The 22,309-nt window shown below is 40.9% G+C and carries 18 protein-coding genes and 1 riboswitch; of the genes, 12 read left to right on the forward strand and 6 right to left on the reverse strand.

Features of this window, described 5'->3' with window-relative positions; genetic code table 11:
• Positions 1 to 37 precede the first annotated feature (37 nt).
• The 6 genes from DFQ04_RS02790 to DFQ04_RS02815 all read left to right on the forward strand — a co-directional run bounded on the left by DFQ04_RS02790 (position 38) and on the right by DFQ04_RS02815 (position 7,909).
• Positions 38 to 1,354, forward strand: coding sequence for a hypothetical protein (locus DFQ04_RS02790; protein ID WP_243739622.1), 1,317 nt, complete (start codon positions 38 to 40; stop codon positions 1,352 to 1,354).
• Between the two features lie 104 nt (positions 1,355 to 1,458).
• A riboswitch (SAM riboswitch) is annotated at positions 1,459 to 1,557 on the forward strand.
• A 63-nt stretch (positions 1,558 to 1,620) separates the two neighbouring features.
• Complete coding sequence (locus tag DFQ04_RS02795; RefSeq protein WP_133552460.1) at positions 1,621 to 2,676, forward strand: homocysteine S-methyltransferase family protein; 1,056 nt, start codon at positions 1,621 to 1,623, stop codon at positions 2,674 to 2,676.
• Complete coding sequence (metH, locus tag DFQ04_RS02800; RefSeq protein WP_133552462.1) at positions 2,669 to 5,368, forward strand: methionine synthase; 2,700 nt, start codon at positions 2,669 to 2,671, stop codon at positions 5,366 to 5,368. Before DFQ04_RS02795 ends, metH begins: the two co-directional genes overlap by 8 nt.
• Positions 5,369 to 5,455: 87 nt before the next feature.
• Positions 5,456 to 6,409, forward strand: coding sequence for a methylenetetrahydrofolate reductase [NAD(P)H] (metF, locus tag DFQ04_RS02805; protein ID WP_133552464.1), 954 nt, complete (start codon positions 5,456 to 5,458; stop codon positions 6,407 to 6,409).
• 93 nt (positions 6,410 to 6,502) lie between these two features.
• The gene (locus DFQ04_RS02810; protein WP_133552466.1) at positions 6,503 to 7,354 is read left to right on the forward strand and encodes a hydroxymethylglutaryl-CoA lyase; all 852 of its coding nucleotides are present in this window, start codon (positions 6,503 to 6,505) and stop codon (positions 7,352 to 7,354) included.
• A 3-nt stretch (positions 7,355 to 7,357) separates the two neighbouring features.
• A complete protein-coding gene (locus DFQ04_RS02815; RefSeq protein ID WP_133552468.1) occupies positions 7,358 to 7,909 on the forward strand; it encodes a PepSY-associated TM helix domain-containing protein in 552 nt (183 codons plus the stop codon).
• On the opposite strand, the gene dprA is transcribed toward DFQ04_RS02815, so the two are convergent.
• The 5 genes from dprA to DFQ04_RS02840 all read right to left on the reverse strand — a co-directional run bounded on the left by dprA (position 7,910) and on the right by DFQ04_RS02840 (position 13,601).
• The gene (gene dprA, locus DFQ04_RS02820; RefSeq protein WP_133552470.1) at positions 7,910 to 9,037 is read right to left on the reverse strand and encodes a DNA-processing protein DprA; all 1,128 of its coding nucleotides are present in this window, start codon (positions 9,035 to 9,037) and stop codon (positions 7,910 to 7,912) included.
• A complete protein-coding gene (locus tag DFQ04_RS02825; protein WP_133552471.1) occupies positions 9,009 to 9,362 on the reverse strand; it encodes a MerR family transcriptional regulator in 354 nt (117 codons plus the stop codon). Before DFQ04_RS02825 ends, dprA begins: the two co-directional genes overlap by 29 nt.
• A 113-nt stretch (positions 9,363 to 9,475) precedes the next feature.
• Complete coding sequence (locus tag DFQ04_RS02830; protein WP_133552473.1) at positions 9,476 to 10,180, reverse strand: 16S rRNA (uracil(1498)-N(3))-methyltransferase; 705 nt, start codon at positions 10,178 to 10,180, stop codon at positions 9,476 to 9,478.
• A gap of 79 nt (positions 10,181 to 10,259) precedes the next feature.
• A complete protein-coding gene (locus tag DFQ04_RS02835; protein WP_133552475.1) occupies positions 10,260 to 12,062 on the reverse strand; it encodes a DEAD/DEAH box helicase in 1,803 nt (600 codons plus the stop codon).
• A gap of 324 nt (positions 12,063 to 12,386) precedes the next feature.
• Positions 12,387 to 13,601: a serine hydrolase domain-containing protein gene (locus tag DFQ04_RS02840; RefSeq protein ID WP_133552477.1), complete on the reverse strand. Its 1,215-nt coding sequence runs from the start codon at positions 13,599 to 13,601 to the stop codon at positions 12,387 to 12,389.
• Positions 13,602 to 13,773: 172 nt separating this feature from the next.
• Here DFQ04_RS02840 and DFQ04_RS02845 point away from each other — a divergent pair, with 172 nt between their 5' ends.
• Positions 13,774 to 15,018 carry an NAD(P)/FAD-dependent oxidoreductase gene (locus tag DFQ04_RS02845; RefSeq protein ID WP_133552479.1) on the forward strand — a complete coding sequence of 415 codons (1,245 nt, stop codon included), beginning with the start codon at positions 13,774 to 13,776 and terminating at the stop codon, positions 15,016 to 15,018.
• Here the strand turns inward: DFQ04_RS02845 and DFQ04_RS02850 are convergent.
• The gene (locus DFQ04_RS02850; RefSeq protein WP_133552482.1) at positions 15,015 to 15,947 is read right to left on the reverse strand and encodes a ThuA domain-containing protein; all 933 of its coding nucleotides are present in this window, start codon (positions 15,945 to 15,947) and stop codon (positions 15,015 to 15,017) included. The two genes, DFQ04_RS02845 and DFQ04_RS02850, sit on opposite strands and share 4 nt — an antisense overlap.
• 81 nt (positions 15,948 to 16,028) lie before the next feature.
• Here DFQ04_RS02850 and DFQ04_RS02855 point away from each other — a divergent pair, with 81 nt between their 5' ends.
• The 5 genes from DFQ04_RS02855 (at position 16,029) to DFQ04_RS02875 (ending at position 22,273) form a co-directional block, all read left to right on the forward strand.
• Positions 16,029 to 16,997, forward strand: a complete 969-nt coding sequence (locus tag DFQ04_RS02855) for a DUF6807 domain-containing protein (protein ID WP_133552483.1) — start codon at positions 16,029 to 16,031, stop codon at positions 16,995 to 16,997.
• A 25-nt stretch (positions 16,998 to 17,022) separates the two neighbouring features.
• Positions 17,023 to 18,393, forward strand: coding sequence for a Gfo/Idh/MocA family oxidoreductase (locus DFQ04_RS02860; protein ID WP_133552485.1), 1,371 nt, complete (start codon positions 17,023 to 17,025; stop codon positions 18,391 to 18,393).
• A gap of 40 nt (positions 18,394 to 18,433) precedes the next feature.
• Positions 18,434 to 19,807, forward strand: coding sequence for a putative oxidoreductase C-terminal domain-containing protein (locus DFQ04_RS02865; RefSeq protein ID WP_133552487.1), 1,374 nt, complete (start codon positions 18,434 to 18,436; stop codon positions 19,805 to 19,807).
• A 48-nt stretch (positions 19,808 to 19,855) separates the two neighbouring features.
• Positions 19,856 to 21,262 (forward strand): NAD-dependent epimerase/dehydratase family protein, encoded by a 1,407-nt coding sequence (locus tag DFQ04_RS02870; RefSeq protein WP_133552489.1) that lies wholly within the window; start codon positions 19,856 to 19,858, stop codon positions 21,260 to 21,262.
• Between the two features lie 63 nt (positions 21,263 to 21,325).
• Positions 21,326 to 22,273 carry an aldo/keto reductase gene (locus DFQ04_RS02875; RefSeq protein ID WP_133552491.1) on the forward strand — a complete coding sequence of 316 codons (948 nt, stop codon included), beginning with the start codon at positions 21,326 to 21,328 and terminating at the stop codon, positions 22,271 to 22,273.
• The last annotated feature ends 36 nt before the right edge of the window (positions 22,274 to 22,309 follow it).

Here is a 22,309-nt window from a genome sequence, read left to right on the forward strand (position 1 = left end):
TGGATTGTGCTGTTAAGATTTCTCTTTGAATTAGCTAATGACTTTCTTTTCAAGATTCCTTCTGGGTTTATGCTTTTTTCTTGCAGCAACAATTTCCTTTGGTCAAGGCTTAGTAAATAAGCGTCCTACTTTTTATGTAATTACCGGGATTTCCGGGGCCAATTTGACCCAATTCAATCAATTGTTGGATGATCGGGGTCTTTCTAGATTGCAAAATCGGTATAGAACCTACGGGCTTGGCTATCAAACAAGAATCAATGACTTTATTCTTGGGTTTGAATTGACTCAGCATCAAAGCAAAGCCAATAAAATGGATGAAATGGAGATCAAATACCGAACCTCCAGGGCCATGTTTAATGTGGGCTATTCCATGACCGAGGAGGGGAGATTTCAGCTAATCCATTACATGGCACTGGGTTTTGGCTACATGAACTTCCAGATGTTGCCAATGGATCAGTCAAGAAACCTGGAGCTTTTCTTATTGAATCCCAAAGAGGGCTTTATTTTAAGGAAAAACGATATTCAAATGGGTACCCAACGTTTTGGAGATTTTTTAACAGAGATTGGATTTCAATTAAGCTACGATTTTGACTTGCCAGGAAGAAAGGAAGCGATTCAAGTTTTGGCGAAAGGAGGCTATTCGTTTAGTCCATTTGAAGGAAGTTGGGAAATGAATGGATTGGCTTTTGACAATGCTCAATCAGGAGCGTTTATAAGACTAGGCGCTGGAATCTCTCTACCTGAAAAGAACTTTTTTTATAAGGATGCTTCTATTTCTATCAATTTTATTCGTGGAATTCACTTCACCGAGCCAAATAAGCTCAATGAAATCTTAGAAAACTATGGATATCAGCCTTTAGAAGGAACTCCATCCAATTGGGGATTAAGGATTCTTGGTGATACAGAAGGGCTTTTGTATGGAGTTGACGTGTTTAATTTGGCGATGAAAGGCCAAGCCAATAATTTTCAAAACCATACTTTGAATAGCCTGCGCGTCTATGCTAATGGAGGCTTGAAATTTTTGCAGTACAAAAACTTTGCAATTGGAGCTATTGGGGGGCTAGGTTACGGGAATTTGAGGTATACCCTTTCCCAAAATTCCAAACCAAATTTCCCCGAGCTATTCGAGCAACGCTATTTTGATGGGTACTTAAAAAGTTCAGCTCTGATGCTTAAGCCTGAAGTTTTATTTGAGTATGGTCTTCCAATGACTAAAAGAAAGCTTTTTGATTTGGTGTTTACCGCAAGTGCAGGTTATGAATTGGGATTTCCGGATTATAGGCTGGGGGAAATTGGCATGACTAGCTATATGAATGGTGGATTTTTGACTTTTGGTGTGGGCTTAAGACCCTAATCCATTTTTGGAAAAGTCTAGTTTTGTTGAAAATTCCGCAAAAGATTTTTTGATTAAGGATCCAATTGAACGTAAAATCGAAATTTTGCTGTTACTTTTGACAAAGCTTATCGAGAAAGACTGAGGGAAGGGCCCTATGACGTCTTAGCAACCTGAAGCCAAGGTGCTAACTCCCATTCCGAAATGACGGAAGAAGATGAGCGGAAAAGTTCTTTTTACTTTTCCTTCGTTTTGCTCGATAAGTTTTTTGAATTGAATTGATGAAGATGCAAAACAGAACAAACACCCTATTAAAAGCTATTGAGAATAGAATTTTGATTCTTGACGGAGCGATGGGTACCATGATCCAACGGTATAAATTAACCGAAGAGGACTTTAGGACACCTGAGCTAGAAAATCATCCCAAATCCCTAAAAGGAAACAATGATTTGCTCTCCTTGAGCAGGCCTGACATTATTAAGGCTATTCATAAAGAATACCTAGAGGCTGGAGCTGATCTTATTGAGACCAATACTTTTTCAGGCACCACAATAGCTCAGGAAGATTATGGATTGTCTCATTTTGCTTATGCCATCAATTTTGAATCTGCAAAAATAGCCCGAGAAATAGCTGATGAATTCACGGCGAAAGATCCGTCCAAGCCCAGATTTGTGGCTGGGGCTATGGGGCCAACCAATAGGACTGCCTCCATTTCTCCTGATGTAAATGATCCTGGGTATAGAGCGATTACTTTTGATCAATTAGCAGAAGCCTACGAAGAGCAGGTAAGAGGACTTTTGGATGGAGGTTCGGATGTCCTTTTGGTGGAGACAATCTTTGATACTTTAAATGCGAAAGCAGCCTTGTTTGCGATTCAGGAGGTTTTCGAAGAAAGAAATATTCCTTTGGATCCAAGGGAAGGAGGAATTCCGATTATGATTTCTGGGACTATCACCGATGCTTCTGGGAGAACCCTTTCAGGTCAAACTACCGAGGCATTTTTGATTTCTGTATCGCATGTCCCTTTGTTGTCTGTTGGTTTGAATTGCGCTTTGGGGGCAAAAGAGCTAAGACCGTATTTGAAAGTTTTGGCTCAAAAAGCACCATTCTACGTATCGGCCTATCCAAATGCTGGACTTCCTAACGAGTTTGGAGCTTATGATCAAGGGGCTAATGAAATGGCCGACCAAGTAAGAGACTTTCTAAAGGAAGGGATGCTTAACATTCTCGGAGGATGTTGCGGAACAACCCCAGACCATATTCGAGCATTAGCAAAAATGGCTGCTGAATTTCAGCCAAGGAAAATTGAGGATTTTGTAGAAGAGGAGGGAAGCAATGCCTAAGCAGGATTATTTGAAATTGTCGGGTTTGGAACCTTTGGTTTTCACCCCAACTATCAATTTTGTCAATATCGGTGAACGAACCAATGTGACTGGTTCCAAAAAGTTTGCCCGCTTGATTCTTAACGGGAATTACGATGAAGCCTTAGAAGTGGCTTTGGATCAGGTCCGTGGTGGAGCTCAGGTTTTGGATGTGTGTATGGACGAGGGGATGCTGGACGGTGAAGCGGCCATGGTTCGCTTTTTGAATCTTATCGCCTCCGAACCTGAAATCAGTAGGATTCCTATCATGATTGACAGCTCCAAATGGAGCATCATTTTGGCTGGTTTAAAATGTGTTCAGGGAAAAGGAATCGTGAACTCCATCTCCCTTAAAAATGGAGAAGAAGAGTTTATTCATCAGGCCAAAACTGTCAAGAAGTTTGGTGCGGCTGTAGTAGTAATGGCCTTTGATGAAAAAGGTCAAGCTGACACTTACGAGAGGAGACTTGAAATTTGCGAGCGGAGCTATAGAATCTTGGTGGATCGAGTGAAATTCAATCCGCAAGACATCATATTTGACCCGAATATTTTCCCGGTTGCTACGGGTATGGAGGAGCATAGAAAAAATGCCCTAGATTTTTTCCTCGCCACCAAATGGATAAAAGAAAACCTTCCAGGGGCTAAAGTAAGTGGGGGGGTGAGCAATGTTTCTTTCTCTTTTAGAGGAAATGATCGCGTCCGTGAAGCCATGCATTCGGCCTTCTTGTACCATGCTATCCATCATGGAATGGACATGGGGATTGTAAATCCTTCCATGCTGGAGGTCTATGATGATATTCCAAAAGACCTTTTGGAAAAGGTGGAAGATGTGTTTTTTGATAAGCGAGAAGATGCCACAGAGCGACTTCTTGAATTTGCTGAAACCGTAAAATCTTCTGGTAAGAAAGAAGTTGCAAACGAATTATGGAGATCAGATCCCGTAGGCAAACGTATTGAGCATGCTTTGGTCAAAGGGATTTTGGATTACATTATTGAGGATACTGAAGCGGCAAGGCTTGAACTTAAAAACCCGCTGAAGGTCATTGAAGGCCCATTGATGGATGGGATGAATGTGGTTGGAGACCTGTTTGGAGAAGGAAAAATGTTTCTGCCTCAAGTGGTGAAATCCGCCCGAGTAATGAAAAAAGCGGTGGCCTATTTGGAGCCATTTATGCCTTTGCCAGAAGAAGGACAAGAAGCCAGTTCTTTGAAAAAAATCCTGTTAGCTACGGTTAAGGGTGATGTTCATGATATTGGTAAAAACATCGTAGGGGTTGTTTTGGCTTGTAATAGCTACCAAATTATCGATTTAGGCGTCATGGTAGATGCCCAAAAGATCATTGATGAAGCCGTGAAAAATAAGGTTGATATCATTGGTTTAAGTGGATTGATCACCCCATCTCTTGATGAAATGGTCAATGTAGCTTCTGAAATGGAAAGACAAGGGCTGAAAATTCCTTTGCTGATCGGTGGAGCCACTACCTCGAGAATCCATACCGCGGTTAAAATCGATCCTGTTTATTCAGGAACAGTTGTCCATGTGACGGATGCGAGTAAGTCCGTTCCAATTGCGGGAGAGGCAATCTCTGAAGAAACTAGAGACTCTTACCACAAGGAAATCAAGGAAAACTACAGGATACTACGCGAGGAGCACGAAGCCAAGCAATCGATCAAACAATTGGTCAGCTATGAAGAAGCAAAATCCAATCCTGTTGGGATTGATTGGACTTCCTTTGAACCTGTTAAACCAAAGGTTTTAGGAAATCAGGTTTTGGATTTAGACCTTGAAGAAATTAGAAAATACATCGATTGGACTCCGTTTTTTAGCACATGGATGTTAAGCGGGAGGTATCCCAAGATTCTCGAGGACCCAATTATTGGTGAGGAGGCGAAAAAACTTTTTGCTGATGCCCAATCCATGTTGGATCGATTGATTTCTGAAAAGTGGTTGAAAGCGAAAGCAGTTTTTGGGATTTACCCGATAAAGCGGGAGGGAGACGATGCCGTCGTTTTCGAACCAAATGACGCCAATTTGAAAGTGGGTCAATTTCATTTTCTGAGACAGCAAGGAAAAAAAGGAAAAGGTGTTCCCAATCGTTCTTTGGTAGATTACCTTCATCCTGAAAAGCCTGATTTCTTGGGTTGTTTTGCGGTGACTGCAGGTTTGGGAATGGAAACAAAATTGGCAGAGTTTCAAGCAAATGGAGATGATTACAATGATATTTTATTCAAAGCCTTGGCGGATAGATTGGCCGAGGCATCAGCAGAATATCTTCACGAGCAGGTCCGTAAAAATTATTGGGGATATGCAGTTGGAGAAAACCTAGGAAATGATTCTTTGATCCGGGAAGAATATCAAGGAATTCGTCCGGCACCAGGATATCCAGCTTGTCCAGAACATTCTGAAAAGGAAACAATTTCCCGACTTTTGGATTTGGAAAATAGTGTGGGGATTTCTTTAACCTCTAGCTATGCGATGTATCCTACCAGTTCTGTTTCCGGATTTTATTTTGCCCATCCCGATGCTAAATATTTTGGATTGGGTAAAATCGCTCAGGACCAGGTCGCAAGCTATGCTATGAGAAAAGGGATTTCTATCCAGGATGCTGAGCGGCTTTTATCCCCGAATTTGGCCTATACTCCATCAAACCTGCTTGTGAATCAAACCTTATGAAATACAGCTTGACAATCGCATAAAACAAGGAATTTCAATTCTCAAACCAAGATTTCCTGTGGCCTTTGAAAAGCAAATTGTAAACACATGAAAATAACCGAACACTTAGCGAACGCTAAATCGACTCTTTTTTCTTTTGAAATATTGCCACCTCTTAAAGGACAAAGCCTAAAAGAACTTCTTGAGGGAATTGAACCGTTGATGGAATTCAATCCTCCCTTTGTGGATGTGACTTATCATCGGGAGGAATTCATTTACAAAAAGCATCCCAATGGTCTTTTGGAAAAAGTAAGTACCAAAAAGAGACCTGGAACAGTTGGTATTTGTGCGGCAATCATGAATAGATACCATGTGGATGCTGTACCCCATTTGCTTTGTGGTGGTTTTTCCAAGGAGGAAACAGAGAACGCCTTAATTGATCTCAATTTCATTGGGGTGGATAATGTTTTGGCATTAAGAGGGGACGCTCCAAAGACAGAAGGAAGATTTATTCCTGAACCGGAAGGGCATAGTTATGCAAGTGAATTGGTGGAGCAAATTGTCAGAATGAATAAAGGACGCTATTTGCACGAGGAAACTGAGAATAGCTTTCACACAGATTTTTGCGTAGGGGTTGCTGGCTATCCGGAAAAGCATTTTGAGGCTCCTTCCATGAAGTTTGATTTAAAATATCTTAAGGAAAAAGTAGATAAAGGGGCGGAATACATCGTGACCCAGATGTTTTTTGATAATCAAAAGTATTTTGAGTTTGTGGATAAGGTTAGGGAAGCGGGGATTACAGTTCCTATCATTCCTGGAATCAAGCCTATCACGACCATTGGTCAAATCACTATGCTCCCAAGAACTTTTTTCTTGGACCTTCCGGATGCTTTAACAGATGAACTTGAAAAGTGTAAAACTAATGGGGAAGTGAAAGAAGTGGGGATTGAATGGGCTATTCAGCAGTGTAAAGAGTTAGTATCAGCCAATGTTCCTAGCCTTCATTTTTATACCATGAGTAAGGCTGACGCTACCTATAAAATTGCCAAAGAAGTATTCTAAATTAACCTATAGACCTATTGTTAAAGCCTGTTCATTTGGACAGGTTTTTTGTTTTTAACATTAGAAAGAGAATTTGCCTTTTTATCTTCGGGAATGATTAAGCTTATCGAATGCCCAAGGGATGCCATGCAGGGACTTCCTGATTTTATTGATACTGCGATCAAGGCAGCCTATATCAATCAATTGTTGGAGGTAGGGTTTGATACCCTAGACTTTGGGAGTTTTGTGAGCCCAAAAGCAATTCCTCAAATGCGTGATACCGCAGAAGTCTTGGAAATGTTGGATTTGCATAAGGCTAAATCCAAACTTTTAGCAATAGTTGCAAATACAAGGGGCGCAGAAGACGCTTTGCAATTTCCTGAAATAGATTACTTAGGATTCCCGCTTTCTGTCTCAGAAACCTTTCAAAAACGGAATACTAATGCAAGTATTTCAGAAGCCTTAAAAACAGTTGAGGCTATCCAAAATCTTTGCGTAGCAAAAGGAAAAAAGCAAGTGGTATATTTGAGTATGGGGTTTGGAAACCCGTATGGAGATCCCTATTCACCTGAATTGATCGCAGAATTTGTTGAGAAATTAGCTCAACTCCAGGTGGAGACAGTTTCTCTTTCCGATACAATTGGTGTGGCCACTCCTGATTTAATTACCCAATTATTCGAAGTTCAAACCCAGGCATTTCCTTTTATTGAGTTTGGAGCTCATCTCCATAGCCGTCCAGATTCTATTTCGGAAAAAGTAATCGCCGCCTTAAAAGGAGGGTGTACCCGATTTGATGGGGCATTGAAGGGGTTTGGAGGTTGTCCCATGGCGAAGGATGAATTGGTTGGGAATATGGCTACTGAGATTATTGTTGAAACCTTGGAAAGCCAAGGACATGAGCTGAATTTAAGTAAATCAGAACTTGCTGAAAGCCTGAAGCTTGCTCGATTTGTTTTCAACTCTTAAGTTATGGGAGAATCGAGAATTTCAACCAAAGTAAAAGCTCTTCGGTGGCTTAGGGTAATTCACAAATGGATAGGAGTTCCTCTTGTAGTTTTCTTTTTAATTATAGGAATAACTTCCATTTTATTGGCTTGGAAAAAGAAAGTTGAATTACTTCCTGTGACCCAGAAAAGCCAAACTGAAAATGGAATTTGGATCCTACCTTCTGAAATGGTCAGAATCGGAGAGCAGGAGATGAAAAAACTTGGTAAAGACCCGGAGGTGGATAGAATTGACATCAGACCGGATAAGGGAGTAGGAAAAGTAACTTTCAAAACCCATTTTACAGAAGTACAGATCGATGGATTCACGGGAGAAGTTCTTTCCATTGAAACAAGACATTCAGATTGGATTGAAAAAGTTCATGACGGAAGTATTGTAGACTTTTATTTCCAAGGGGGTGAAGGGGTGAAGCTTACCTATTCAACATTGACTTCTTTAGGATTGATTTTTTTAGGAATTAGTGGCTTTTATCTCTGGTACTACCCCAAATTAATTCGCCGATGGAAAAGAGTATAACTATAGTAAAAGCTTATATTTTTTACCGGGAAGAGACTTGATTATCCCTTCAAATTCCAAGGACAAGAGCTTGGATGACAAAATTCCTAAAGGAATTTCAGTGTTGTAAGAAATTAAATCAATCTCCGATTCTCCTTTTTCTAGTAAAAGTTTGAGTATTGAAACTTCCTCTTCATCTCTGCCCTCCAAATCAAGCTTAGGTTTTTGAATTAGTTTTTCTCCGGGCCTCGTCCAAAAAAGAGCATCTGCAATATCACCTGGCCCGGTGTAAATGGAGGCCTTCATTTTTTTAATCAGCTGGTTGCAGCCTTCTGAAAAAGTGGATTGAAGATTTCCAGGTACGGCAAAAACATCTTTATCATAACTATAAGCTATCTCAGCAGTAATTAGAGCCCCACCTTTTTCAGCGGCTTCCACTACCACCAGAGCATCGGAGAGACCGGCAATAATCCGGTTTCTCGCGGGAAAGTTTCCCGGCATCATTTTACTCCCGGGAGCATATTCGGACATCAATAGGCCCGTCTCCTGAAGTTGCTCTGCAGTTTTTTGGTGTGCGGCTGGATAGATTTGATTTAAAGGAGAACCCATAACTGCAATGGTCGGCAAACCAGCTTGGAGAGCAGCTCTATGAGCTTCTATGTCTATGCCATAAGCTAGCCCAGAAATAATCACAGGTTGGTAGGGTAGGAGGTCCTCAACGATTTTACGGGTGATGGATTTCCCATAGGTTGTGGCACTTCTAGTTCCAACGATTCCCACACTTCTCTCAAAATTCAATTCACCTTTTCCCTGAACGAAAAGCACAATTGGACCATCTTCAATCAGTTTTAACCGTTTGGGAAAGTTGGGTGAGGAGGAAACCAAAATCTGGAAACCCTTCTTTTCACATTGAGCAATTACTTCATCCGCATTCCTAAGTAAGGCATCAGCTTGTTTTTGAAGTTCAAGAAGTTTCTCGCCAACTCTTGGAATCTTTGAAGCTTTGCCTTTGGTGAGTCTGAAAAAATCTTTAGCGGAGCCACTGTAAGCTAAAATGGCTTTGAATACACTTGGACCTATTTTTGGAGCCAAGGCCAAAGCCAAATGATACCTTAAATTTTCATGATTTGGATCGGGATTGGAGTTCATGCTTCAGATTGATTAAAAAGTCCTTGATTTCCTGAAGTTTTTGAACAGCCGCTACTTTATCAAAGCCTTGATGTTTTCCTGAAGCGATTACCTCCTGAGCACCTTGAAGGGTATAGCCCTTTTCTTTTACCAGATGATAGACATATTTGATTTTTTGGATGTCGTCTTTGGTAAAGCGTCTGTTTCCCTTTTTGTCTTTTTTTGGCCGAATGATATCAAACTCTCCTTCCCAATAGCGGATCAAAGAAGGGGCAACCTTAAACATATCAGCCACTTCTCCTATGGAGTAATATTTTTTTTCGATTTCACGCTCTTTGTACGGCACGGCAGTCAAAATTTAACTTGTGAACTATGAAAAGTTCCTAAAACCCTAAAATAAGAAATTACTCCTTGACTTCAAGTTTCACTTCAAGGGATTGCTATAAAAAACGATCACTTTTAGCGATTTAGTACCTGAAGCATTTGAACTGCTGCCAAACCGGCCGTTTCAGTTCTTAACCTACTTTTACCAAGAGATACTGGAGAAAAGCCAGCAGAAAAAGCCTCCTCAATTTCATTTGGATCAAAATCCCCCTCTGGACCTATCAAGATTAGGTACTTACCTCCAGGTTTTGCCAGATCAAGCAAATGATTTTGATGGTTATCGTCCACGTAGGCAATAAATTTTTGATAGCCTTCAAAATTCCTTGAATGGATGATTTGAGAAAGCCTGACTGTTGGATGAATTGTCGGAGTATGAAATTTGAGACTTTGCTTACAGGCTGAAATGACTTTTTTATGCAAGCGATCAGTCTTTAAAAAGCTTCTCTCCGAATTCATGGTTTCCAAAAGCGTCAACTCATGAAATCCAATTTCAGTGATTTTTTCCACCATCCATTCCATCCGGTCCGGACTTTTGGTTGGGGCGATGGCAAGGTGGATATGGAAGGAATCGGGTTCTGCTTCTTTGGTTGATAGAATCTTTAAGCTTGCTTTTTTTGGATTGGCATCAAGGACCAATGCTTCTGCCAGCTTTCCTTTCCCATCTGTCAAAAGAATCTGATCCCCTTGTTTTTTTCTCAAAACCCTGATTAAGTGTTTGGATTCCTCTTCATTTAGAAGGGTTACAGGTTCAGTGATATTTTCTTGAAAAAATAGCTGCATGAATGAGAAGTATATGAACACAAAAAAAGCACATTCCTTGAAGAAATGTGCTTTAAAACCAAATTAACCTATAACCTAATTAACCTTTTGAGATTTCCATGTTTACAGTCTTCCCTTTGATCGTGTTGTTTTTCATCACTCTGATTACGTGATCTGCGTCCTTCTGAGGGACGTCAACAAAAGAGAAGTTGTCGAAAATATCGATGCCTCCGATGCTTTTTCCCGGAACTCCGGTTTCACCTGCAATGGCACCGACAATATCGTTTGGACGGATTCTGTCTTTTTTACCTAGGTTCAAGAATAGACGAGCCATATTGGCATCACGGGTTCTTTCTCCTCTTGGTGCAAAGTCTCTTCCGCCTTCTTTTCTATCACCAAATCTGCTTCCTCTTTCGGATCTTTCTCCTCTACCACCTCTTTCGAATCGGTCGCCTCTTTCTCCTCTTTCACCTCTGCCAAATCTGTCAGATCCTCTTTCACCTCTTCCGAATCTACTTTCTCTTCCGCCATCTCTACGATCATCTCGTCTTCTGTCAGTGTAAGAAGTTTCGATTCCGAAATCCTGATCTTTCAATTCCTTCACAGCATCTCCCATGACCATTTTCAATAGGCCAAGAGCGATCTGCTCAGCAGTAAGACCTTCTGAAAGCATTTGTCCAATGGTAGCTTCGAAGATTTGATTGTCTTCTTCTTTTCCAAGAACTCTGTAAACGTCCTTAACCAATTGAGCTTTTTTCAACTCAACCAATTCTGAAACAGAAGGAGGAGTCATCTTATTGATAGTCGCTTTGGTATAGCGCTCCAAATCGCGAAGTTTCATGAACTCTCTTCTACCAGTGATAAAGGTGATTGCAGTTCCTGACTTACCGGCTCTACCAGTTCTTCCGATTCTGTGAACGTAATATTCTTCGTCCAATGGGATATCGAAGTTGAATACCGCTTCTACGTTGTCTACGTCAATACCTCTTGCTGCCACGTCTGTTGCAACCAAAACAGTACAAAGTCCTTTACGGAATTTACCCATTACTTTGTCACGCTGAGCTTGAGAAAGGTCACCGTGAAGCGCCTCTGCAAGGATACCTCTGGTTCCCAAAGCTTCAGTGACTTCGTCAGTCATTCTTTTGGTATTACAGAATACCACACTTAGCGCGTAGTTATTGATGTTCATCAAGCGAACCATCAATTCCATTTTCAAGGAAGGTTTAACTTCGTAGTAAACCTGCTCTATTTTGGAAACAGTAAGTTCGTTTTTAGCAACTTTGATTACTTCAGGATCGGTTTGATATTTTCTGGTCAAGTCCAAGATTGGCTTGGCCATGGTAGCTGAGAAAAATACGGTTTGTCTTTCCTCTGGCATTTCCTGAAGAATCGCTTCGATATCATCTCTAAAGCCCATATCCAGCATTTCATCCGCTTCATCCAAAACGATGATACCAGAGTTGTCCAGTTTCAAAGTACCACGGTTGATATGGTCCTGTACACGACCTGGAGTTCCTACTACGATTTGCACGCCTTTTTTCAAGGTGCGAATCTGCTTGTCAATAGATTCACCTCCGTAGATTGCTACAGAACTAATTTTCTTGTGGTATTTGGCAAGTTTTTGAATTTCTCCTTCTACCTGAACAGCAAGTTCACGAGTAGGGCAAAGAATGATAGCTTGGGGTCTGTTAAAGTCCGGATCAACTAAATCGATGATCGGAATTGCGAATGCTGCAGTCTTTCCAGTACCAGTTTGAGCCTGACCGATTACGTCACGACCTTCTAATACGAAAGGAATAGCTTGTGATTGAATTGGGGAAGGTTGGGTATAACCCATTTCTTCCACTGCCCGCAAGATTTCAGCTGAAATCCCCAGGTCTGAGAATTTGATTGTGTTTTCCATGAATGTGTCCTTACTTTTCTTGCCATGTTTCCTAAATCCCAGACAAGCGACAGTAAGGATTCACGGCTCGAAAAATTCTATGTCGATTTTGACGATGCAAATGTAGAGTAAATAATTTCGGAAACCAAGCTAGCTTCCAAAGTTTTTAGAATATTCTTTAAAATTCATTGCTTTTCAGCGAAAAATATTTGGTTTGGAGGTATTATTCGTAGAAATATCGGGTTTAAAATTTTTTGAATGGGGCAAGTAATTCAAGTTTTAAGAATGAAAAAAGGGTTGATTTCTAACCTGAAATCAACCCTTCATACATGTTTTTCAGAGAAATTATTTTGGAAGACTTTCTAAAACTAAGCGGATCAATTCTGCTTTGTCATTGTTTGGAATCCATCGGGCTACGATAACCAAATCATTTTCCTGATCCACATAAACGATATTTGACCCAGCTCCTATGTGCAAAAATGCAGTTTTTGGCGCTCCTGGAACTTCCTTTTGATCATAGTTTAGGAAATAGTTCATGAAACCATAATCAGCTTGAGCTGGAGTAGGGGTTCTGGATTTTTCAATCCAGCTGGTAGGAATCAATTGTTTACCTTTCCAATTCCCATTTCTTAGTGTCAAATAGCCAAATCTAGCCTGATCCCAAGCTGAAAGCATCATTCCTCCTCCCCAGTGAGAGCCCCCGCTGACAGACTGCAAGATTTGCCCGTCGATGATGACAAAAGAATTTTCGTATCCTGTCCATCTCCAGGTGTCACTTGCTCCTATGGGATCCATTATTTTCTCCTTCAAAACCACTGGGAGCGGCTTCCTCCAAATATTCATCAGGGCTAAAGCGAGCACGTTTACTCTAGTGTCATTGTATTCATAAACAGAACCAGGCTCATTTCTTGGACGAGTTCTCCATTCCTGAGCACTTCCGCTAGGTCGATCAGCCCAATCTGGTTTCCCCCAAAGACTTCCTTCCCAATCCGAAGTTTGTCTCAACAAATCATCCCAGCGAATTTTTCTGTTATGTTCTGTTCCAAAAAGCTCGAAAACATCCTGCTCATAAAGATGATCCGCCTTGTTCATCATAGATTTTATAGGGTCATAGGGATATATGGGAGCCATATACGGATAAACCAGATCCTTTTCGTCCTTTATCAAGCCTTCGGCTACAGCCAGGCCTGCGGTTGTTGAAAGAAAACTTTTCGCCACACTAAAAGTCAAATCTACTTTTTCAGGCTCACCCCATTTACCCACCACATATCCTTTGTAAATAATTAATCCAGTGGCAGGTCCTCGGGTAACCATTGGACCGACAGGATATCCAAAAGGTTCCCTTCCAAACGCACTTTCATAATGGGCGATCTTCAGATTGGGATTCGCATCACTTTCATGGGCTTTTGCAAAATCAATTGCCTCTTTAATTTTTCCCTCATTCAATCCCAGTTCGTTTGGGGATTTGGTTTGCCAATTATTTTTTTCTGGGAAATAGGTCTGAGCAAATCCTAAATGAACTAGGGATAAGCCTATCAGTAGAGAAGTAATTTTTTTCATTGGGACAGATTTTGTTGCGATTTTACAAAGAAGGAGGTTTTTAAGACCACCATTTATCAAAACTTTTCAATTTCTGGCTTCGGATTCGAACCCTTTAATCTAGGATTGGTTTATCTTTCACCCAGAAAATATTGCATTCCAAACTTACTCCACAGGGGTAGGGGTTTTAGCTATGAAAGAAAGGATTTACATCGTTGGAGCGGGAATATCAGGATTGATTGCAGCTCTTGAACTTGAAAAAGCGGGATATTCCCCGATCATCTTAGAATCCAATTCTACTGTCGGTGGGAGAATGAAAACTGATGAGAAAGACGGTTTCCTGCTAGACCATGGTTTTCAAGTTTTAAATACGGCCTATCCAGAAGCTAAAAAATATCTTGATTACGAAGCTCTTCACCTTAAAACCTTTGATCCTGGAGCAGTGATTTTTAATGGGAAAGAATCCTATATGATTTCTGATCCTATTCGGAATCCCTTGAAAATCGTCGGCATGGCATTTTCTCAAGTGGGTACTTTATTGGATAAGGTCAAAATGTTTTCCCTGACCCAAGAGCTGAAAAAGAAGTCACTTCAGGATATTTTCAATTCTCCTTCAGTTCCCACTTTGCAGTATTTAGAGGATTATGGATTTTCTAAACAGATTATTCACAATTTTTTCAAGCCATTCTTTAGAGGAATCTTCTTAGAAAAGCATTTGAATACTTCTTCCAGAATGTTTGAGTTTGTTTTCAAAATGTTTGCCCTTGGAAAAGCCGCGGTACCAGAAAAAGGAATGGGAGAAATTCCCAAAATGTTGAGAAAGCAGTTGAGTACTACCCAGATTTACTTTGATTCTCCAGTAAAGGAAATTTTTGGAAATGAGATTGAATTGGAAAATGGGGAAAAGCTAGAAGCCGATCGAATCATTGTCGCTGTGCAACCTGATCGAATTATGAAGCAGTTGCAAGGACAATTTGGCAAACCTCATTCCGTGATCAATCTTTATTTTTCTTTGCAAAGATCATTTATTGCCCGACCAATGATTGGCTTGGTTACCGGAGAAGGTTTGGTCAATAATATTGTATTTATGAACGATGTCTCTTCTGCCTATTCAATAAATGGAAGAGCGCTCCTTTCAGTTACAGTTTTGGAAAGTGAACTTTCCTCAGAAGAGTTGATCCCAAAAGTAAAAGAAGAGCTACAATCAATTTCAGGAGTTAATGCTGAATATTTCCAGTTTGTTCACTCATACACCATTTCCTATGCCCTTCCAAAGGTAGACGACATGAAGTACGAGGTGCCGATTACTGAAACCAAAATCACAGATAAGGTATATTTGGCCGGGGATTATTTGCTCAATGGATCTATCAATGCCGCCATGACTTCAGGAAGAATAGCCGCAGAGGCTGTGATTCATTCCTTCATGCAAACGCATTAATCCAATTTCCCAATTGGAGTTTCATCGCAATTCACATCTCCAGCCACATATTGTAATCCATTGAGATAGAATTGAAGCAGTTGAGGATTGTAGAAACTTTGGGCATTGTGAGAGGGTGAAGCATACATTACTTTTCCTTTGCCTTCTGGGCGAATCCAGGAAACGTAGGTTTTACCAGTAGTTTTTTCTTGACCCTTTCTTTGGCTCTTGATTTCTGCATTATTGAAATACATCAAAGGTCTGAAATCCCCCTCTGCATAGGCATTTTTATAAAAATACGGCTCATCTGTATGGTTGAAACCCTCAGGAGCGAAGTGAGCGACTAGTGGATGTTTAGGGTCTTCTAACCTCACTTGGAAAGCCTGCTGAACAGGATGGTAATCAAAGCTTCCTCCCAAAAGTCTGCTGAAATCCCAGGAATTATTGAAGGTGGTATTCCCTCCATGCAAGACCAATAATCCTCCTCCGTTTTTCACAAAGTCCAAAAGGTTAGCTTCCAATTCTTTGGCTTTCTTCATCAATATCACAGAGTCCTCTTTGGATTCTTCTCTCAGCTTATCCCAAAATAGATTTCTATGATCTGGTTTGGAACAGGTGTTATTTAAAACTATGACATCATATTTTTTGAGATTGCTTTTTTCAAATTCCATGATGTCTTTACTCCCGGAGACAGTAAAAGCCCCACTTTTTTCTCCGACGATTTTTACCATTTCTTCGGTATGAGGGATGACCCAATGTTTGAATCCTGTGTGAAGGGAAAACACCAACACGTTTTTCTTTTTGTTGAATGGAAAAGCTGTTTTTGAAGGAGCCAAAGATTGGATTTTATCTTTCCAAGCCTGATCTAAAGTGACTTCCTGTAGGCCTTGGCCATAGCTGAAATGGATCGAAATAAAGAAAACGATTCCGTAGAAAAACTTCCTGTTCATGGGTTATTGGGTTGAAATGCTCAGTCCTTCTTGAAGATTTTAATAACTTCAAAACTACAAGCCCAATAACCTTAATTTTCTATGTGTTTCAAAAGAATTTTACTGAGTGCAGCCGTTTTCCTTCTTTTTTCTACGCTATCGTTTTCGCAAAAGGTAGATTTAAAGGAGACCGCTACCGGAGTGGATTTTTATTTGGGAAGTCAAAAAGTTCTTACTTATCAGACTGCCAAAGTTCTGGTGCCAGAAGGAGTGAAGGAAGCCTTTAGCAAATCTGGCTTTATCCATCCCATTACCAGTCCGAGTGGTCAGGTGTTGAGCAGGATTCAACCTAAGGATCATTACCACCATTATGGGATTTGGGGACCTTGGACCAGAGCCACTATCAGTGGGAGAGAAGTGGATTTTTGGAACTTGGGTGATGAAAAAGGAAGAGTGGATTTTTCCCACATTCTTTCCAAAAAAATGGCCGGAGGTGCAGCTGAACTCAATGTTCGACAAAATCATATCGATCTCAAAGCTCCAGAATCTGAGAAATTGGCAATAGAAGAGGATTTGAGAATCAAGCTGAAGCCAGCGGATAAAGGGAGATATATGGTGGATTACACCACCACAATTTTCACCAAAATCTCAGGAGGAATATTATTGGATGATTATCGATATGGGGGTGGAATTGGCTTTAGAGCAACTGAAGTTTGGGGAGATGCCAATAGCCAGATTTTGACTTCTGAAGGTAAAGATCGAAAGAATGCTGATGGTACTGAAGCGAAGTGGGTGATGGTAAAAGGCAAAACATCGGCACCTCAAGGTCAAAGTGGAATTCTTTTCCTCAGCCACAACACCAATAAATCACATCCGGAGCCGCTTAGAGTTTGGCCAGTAGGACAATACAACGGTGAAGGAAATGTCTTCATTGAGTTTTGTCCTATCCGAAATGAATCATGGGAACTTCAACCGAATAACCGATACACTTTAAAATACAGAATCATCGTCTTCGATGGAGATTTGACCGCCGAGGAGGCAGAATCTTATTGGAGAGCTTTTGTGAAATAACCACTTCAATAAACCTGATTGACTTATGGAAAGAAGAGATTTTATGAAAAAATCAGCTGTAGCTGCCGCTGCCTTTGGTTTTCCTACTATTGTCCCAGCCTCTGTTTTTGGGAAAAACGCACCAAGCAATAAAATAAATATAGGGCAGATAGGTTGTGGTCGAATTGCCCGAGACCATGATCTTCCCGGCACATGGAGACATGATGTGGCTAGAATTGTAGCTGTATCGGATGTGGATAGCAAAAGAATGGCCGATGGTAAAAAGTATATCGAAGAGTACTACACCAAGAAAATGGGAAGTCCTTATTTGGATGTGAAACAATACGGGGACTATCGTGAAATGCTTTTGAATAAAGACATCGATGCGGTGATTATTTCTACTCCGGATCATTGGCATTCTCAACCTGCCATGGAAGCTGCCTTGGCTGGAAAGCATATTTATGTACAGAAACCTACCTCTTTGACAATAAAGGAAGGCAGGCAATTGGTGGAGGTAGTCAATAAAACTGGAGTGGTTTTGCAACTCGGAACTCAGCAGCGTTCGAGTGAGCAATTTCGAATCGCAGCAGAATTAGTTCGAAACGGAAGGATTGGAAAACTTCATACCGTAAGAATCGGGCTTCCTGGAGATCCTTCTGGTCCTGATGCACCTCCAATGCCTATTCCTTCCAGTCTCAATTATGAAATGTGGCTTGGATCAACTCCTGAGATTCCTTATTCTGAAATAGGAGTCCATCCCCAAAACGACTACAGTCGCCCGGGTTGGCTGAGACATGAGAATTATGGTGCTGGAATGATAACTGGTTGGGGCCAACATCACTTTGATTCTGCAGCTTGGGGAATGGATACCGAATTGACCGGGCCAAGATATATTGAGGCAGTGGCTGAATTTCCTCGTTCTGGTTTTTGGAATGTGCATGGAGACTTCATGGTCAAAGCAGAATATGACAATGGGGTTATGATGCTTACTTCCGGAGGATATCCAAACGGGATTCGCTATGAAGGAACTGAAGGTTGGATTTGGGTTTCAAGGGGAAATTATGTGGCGTCTTCTTCCGATCCTGTTGCTCAGGGAAATAATGCCAAGGCTTTGGACGCTTCAGATCCAAAAATTCTAACTTCTCAATTGGGAGAAAATGAAATCCATTTGACCCGTAGTGATGAGCATCATGGCAATTGGCTGGAAGCTATTCAAGGTAATGCTGAATTGCTTTCTCCTGTTGAAATTGGGCATAGAGCATGTTCAGTTTGTCTGATCAGTCACATTGCTATGAAAATGGGAAGAAAACTGGCTTGGGATCCGGTGAAGGAAGAATTTATCAATGATCCAGAAGCAAATTCCCACCTAAGTAGACCTCAAAGAAGACCTTGGGGAACTGATTATGTGAAAGTATAATTTGCAGACAAAATCAATATTCTTAAAAATCTAACTGATTATGCTGAATAAGCTAATTCTAGCTGCTTTTTGTGGGTGGTTGATATTTTCCTGTAGTCCAAAAGAAATGAATACTGAAAACCAAGCAGATAATTCAAAAGTCAGGATTATGACTTTGGATCCTGGGCACTTTCATGCTGGGTTGATTCATAAATCCATGTATCCCGATGTAGACTCTACGGTTTACATATTTGCCCCCGAAGGTCCAGAGCTAAAGGATCATCTCAATCGCTTGGCATCCTACAATAATCGTCCTGAAAATCCCACAGCTTGGAATCTGGAGGTTTACACAGGTCCTGACTATTTGAAAAAGATGATTGATCAAAAGCCAGGGAATGTGATGATGGTGGCTGGAAAAAACGATCTGAAAATTGATTACATCCTGGCTGCTGTACAAAATGGTATACATGTCTATGCCGACAAACCACTGGTGATCAATAAGGAAGGTTTTCAAAAGTTGAAAAAGGCCTTTGAGGTAGCGGGAGAAAAGAACTTATTGCTCTACGATATCATGACAGAGCGATTTGAGATCACCACTTTGCTTCAGCGTGAACTTTCCAGAATTCCTGAAGTATTTGGTGAGCTTGAAACAGGCACCCCAGAAAATCCAGCAATTTCCAAGGAATCGGTTCATCATTTCTTCAAATATGTTTCTGGAGCACCCTTAATCCGACCTGATTGGTTTTTTGATGTGGAAAAAGAAGGAGACGGAATTGTAGATGTAACCACCCATTTGGTTGATTTAGTGCAATGGGAAGCCTTTCCGGAGGTTACTTTAGACTCCTCAGACGTAGAAATGCTGTCAGCAAAGAGATGGCCTACGGTCCTTTCTTTGGAAGAATATCAAAAAGTAACTGGGAAAAATGAGTATTCTGATTTTCTCGGAAAAAGTGTCAAGGATGGGAAATTGGAAGTTTTCTCGAATGGAGAAATGAATTATACTCTAAAAGGAAAACATGCGAAAGTCAGTGTGATTTGGAATTTTCAAGCGCCAGAAGGTGCCGGTGATACACATTACAGCATGATGAGGGGAACTAAGGCAAATCTTATTATTCGTCAAGGAGAGGCTGAAAATTACAGACCTGCTTTATATGTGAAATTACTTGACAAAAATGATGGGGCTCTTGAAAAAGCTATTCAGGAAACCTTACAGAGTAAGTATACTGGATTAACTCTTCAAAAAATGGCCAATGGAGAATATCAGGTTATGATTCCTGATTCTTATCACAATGGACACGAAGCGCATTTTGCCCAAGTGACAGAGAAGTTTCTCGAGTATCTGAAAAATGGAAATATGCCTTCTTGGGAAGTTCCGAACATGATTACCAAATATTACACCACCACCTTGGCAAGGGAATTTGCTTTAAAGCCTTAAAGTAAAACAGTATCGGGCATAGGAGGTTGTATCTAAAATAATCCTCCTATGCCCTTTTCTCCAGCTGAGAACAAACCTAAACTCAAAGTCGCCATAGCAGGTGCAGGAGGATATATAGGGAGCTGGTTCATTGAGCAGTTCAAGGATAAATACCACCTAATAGGTTTAAGCCGGAAAAAAGTAAAATCAAATCCCTATCCTGAAGTAGAATGGAGGCAGGTAGAATTGTATTCCATTACTTCCACAGTTGAGGCGCTCAAAGGTGTGGATGTGGCCATTTATTTGGTGCACTCTATGAATGCCTCTACGAGATTGAATCAGGGGAGTTTTGAGGATACAGACTTGCTATTAGCCGATAATTTCAGTCGGGCAGCTGAGCTTACGGATGTCAAGCAAATCATTTACTTGGGTGGATTGATTCCTGATGAACCTGAGGAGGAGCTTTCCCGACACCTCAAAAGCCGATTGGAAGTAGAGAAGACTCTTGGTTCTAGAAAGGCAAAATTCACTGCACTGCGAGCTTCGATCATTGTTGGACCCGGAGGGTCTAGCTTTGACATGATTCGAAATCTGATCAATAGACTTCCTGTACTGATGTGTCCCAAGTGGACAGAATCCTTGACCCAACCCATTTCTTTGAGGGACACTTTGGATATTTTGGATACCAGCATTGGAAATCCTAACCTATTCAATAAAATCATTGAAATAGGAAGTCCTGAAGTAATGTCCTATAAAGAGATGCTGAAGCGAACGGCTGAGGTAATGGGGAAAAAGAGGTTGGTTTTCTCGGTACCTGTGTTTTCCTTGGGTCTAAGCAAATTTTGGGTAGGGCTTTTTGGGGATAGTCCTCCTCAGTTGGTTTCTCCTTTGGTAGAAAGCTTAAGACATCAGCTAACAGTAAATCAGAAGTACGCATTTAAGGAGAAGGAAATTGATTTTCTGGATTATGAAGAATCTGTGAAAATTGCTTTATCCTCAAATCAACGGCCTAAACTCCCGACTTTTTATAAGAAGAAAGGGGTAAAAAACACGGTTAGATCCATTCAGAGAATTCCCAATTTCAACCAAAATTCAGCCCTTTGGGTAGCGAAAAGGTATAAAATCTGGCTTCCAAGCTATTTCCGATTTCTTATTCGGGGGATTTCTTCCAGCACCGGGGATATTGGATTTTATCTGCTTTGGTTCAAAAAGCCCATGCTTCAATTGACTCTTATTCCAGATAGAAGCGATCATCAAAGACAGTTGTTTTACATTACAGGAGGCTGGCTGGTCAAGCGTTTTGATTATGGATGGTTGGAGTTCAGGGAAGTCCTAGACAGTCGATATATTCTTACCGCCATTCATGAATTTGTTCCCCGGCTTCCGTGGATTATTTATATCAATACCCAAGCAAGAATGCATCTTTGGGTCATGAATAGTTTTAGAAAGTATTTAGAAAAAAAGTCCGAAAATTAACCCAGAGATTAAGCTTTCTTCTCATTTAACTCGTAGCTTAAGCTATCAAACTCAACCAACAAAATGAAAAATTTACTCTTCAAAAACGGAGATCAATTACCTATAGTAGGCCTTGGAACCTGGAAAAGTAAGCCGGGAGAGGTCCGTCAAGCAGTTTATTGGGCTATAGAAGCTGGATATCGTCATTTGGATTGTGCTGCCATTTACCAGAATGAAAATGAGGTAGGTCAGGGAATTACCGATGCCTTGGCTGATGGATTGGTGAAAAGAAAGGACCTGTTTATCACTTCTAAGTTGTGGAATGATTCTCATCGACATGAGGATGTTCGTCCTGCTTTGGAAACTTCTTTAAACAAGTTAAGACTTGATTATTTGGATTTATACCTGATTCACTGGCCGATCGCGTTCAAGCCTGGGGTTGGTTTTGCCAAAAATCGGGAAGATTATTTTACCTATCAGGATGTTCCGCTTACCCAGACTTGGGAAGCGATGCAGGAGCAAAAAGAATCCGGCTTGGCTCATCATATTGGGGTTTCCAATTTTAATGAAGATAAGTTAAAGTTGATTTTAGCCATGGATGGGGATAAACCTGAAATGAATCAAATCGAACTCCATCCATTTTTACCACAGGAAAAGCTGGTGAATTTCTGCGCTGAAAATGGAATTCTATTGACAGCCTATTCCCCATTGGGTTCTCCTGATTCCAGAGCAGAAAGACATAACAATGACCCTCGATTATTGGAAAATCCAGTGGTGATCGAAATTGCTAAAAAACATGGAGTCGGAGCAGGAGAGGTGTTGATCGCTTACTCAGTGGCACGTGATATAGCCGTTATTCCTAAATCAATCAATAAAGAAAGAATCATTTCTAATTTCAAAGCCGCTGACTTGCCATTGGATTCTCAGGATATAAAGCAGCTTAGGGAAATCGGTGTTTCTCATCGGTTTATCGATGGCAGTTTTTTCACCGGGCCTCAGAGTCCGTACAAAATATCGGATCTATTTCAGTGAAAGCTAAAAAGCCTGACCATTTGGTCAGGCTTTTTG

This window comes from Algoriphagus boseongensis (genome assembly GCF_004362805.1).
Classification (GTDB): domain Bacteria; phylum Bacteroidota; class Bacteroidia; order Cytophagales; family Cyclobacteriaceae; genus Algoriphagus; species Algoriphagus boseongensis.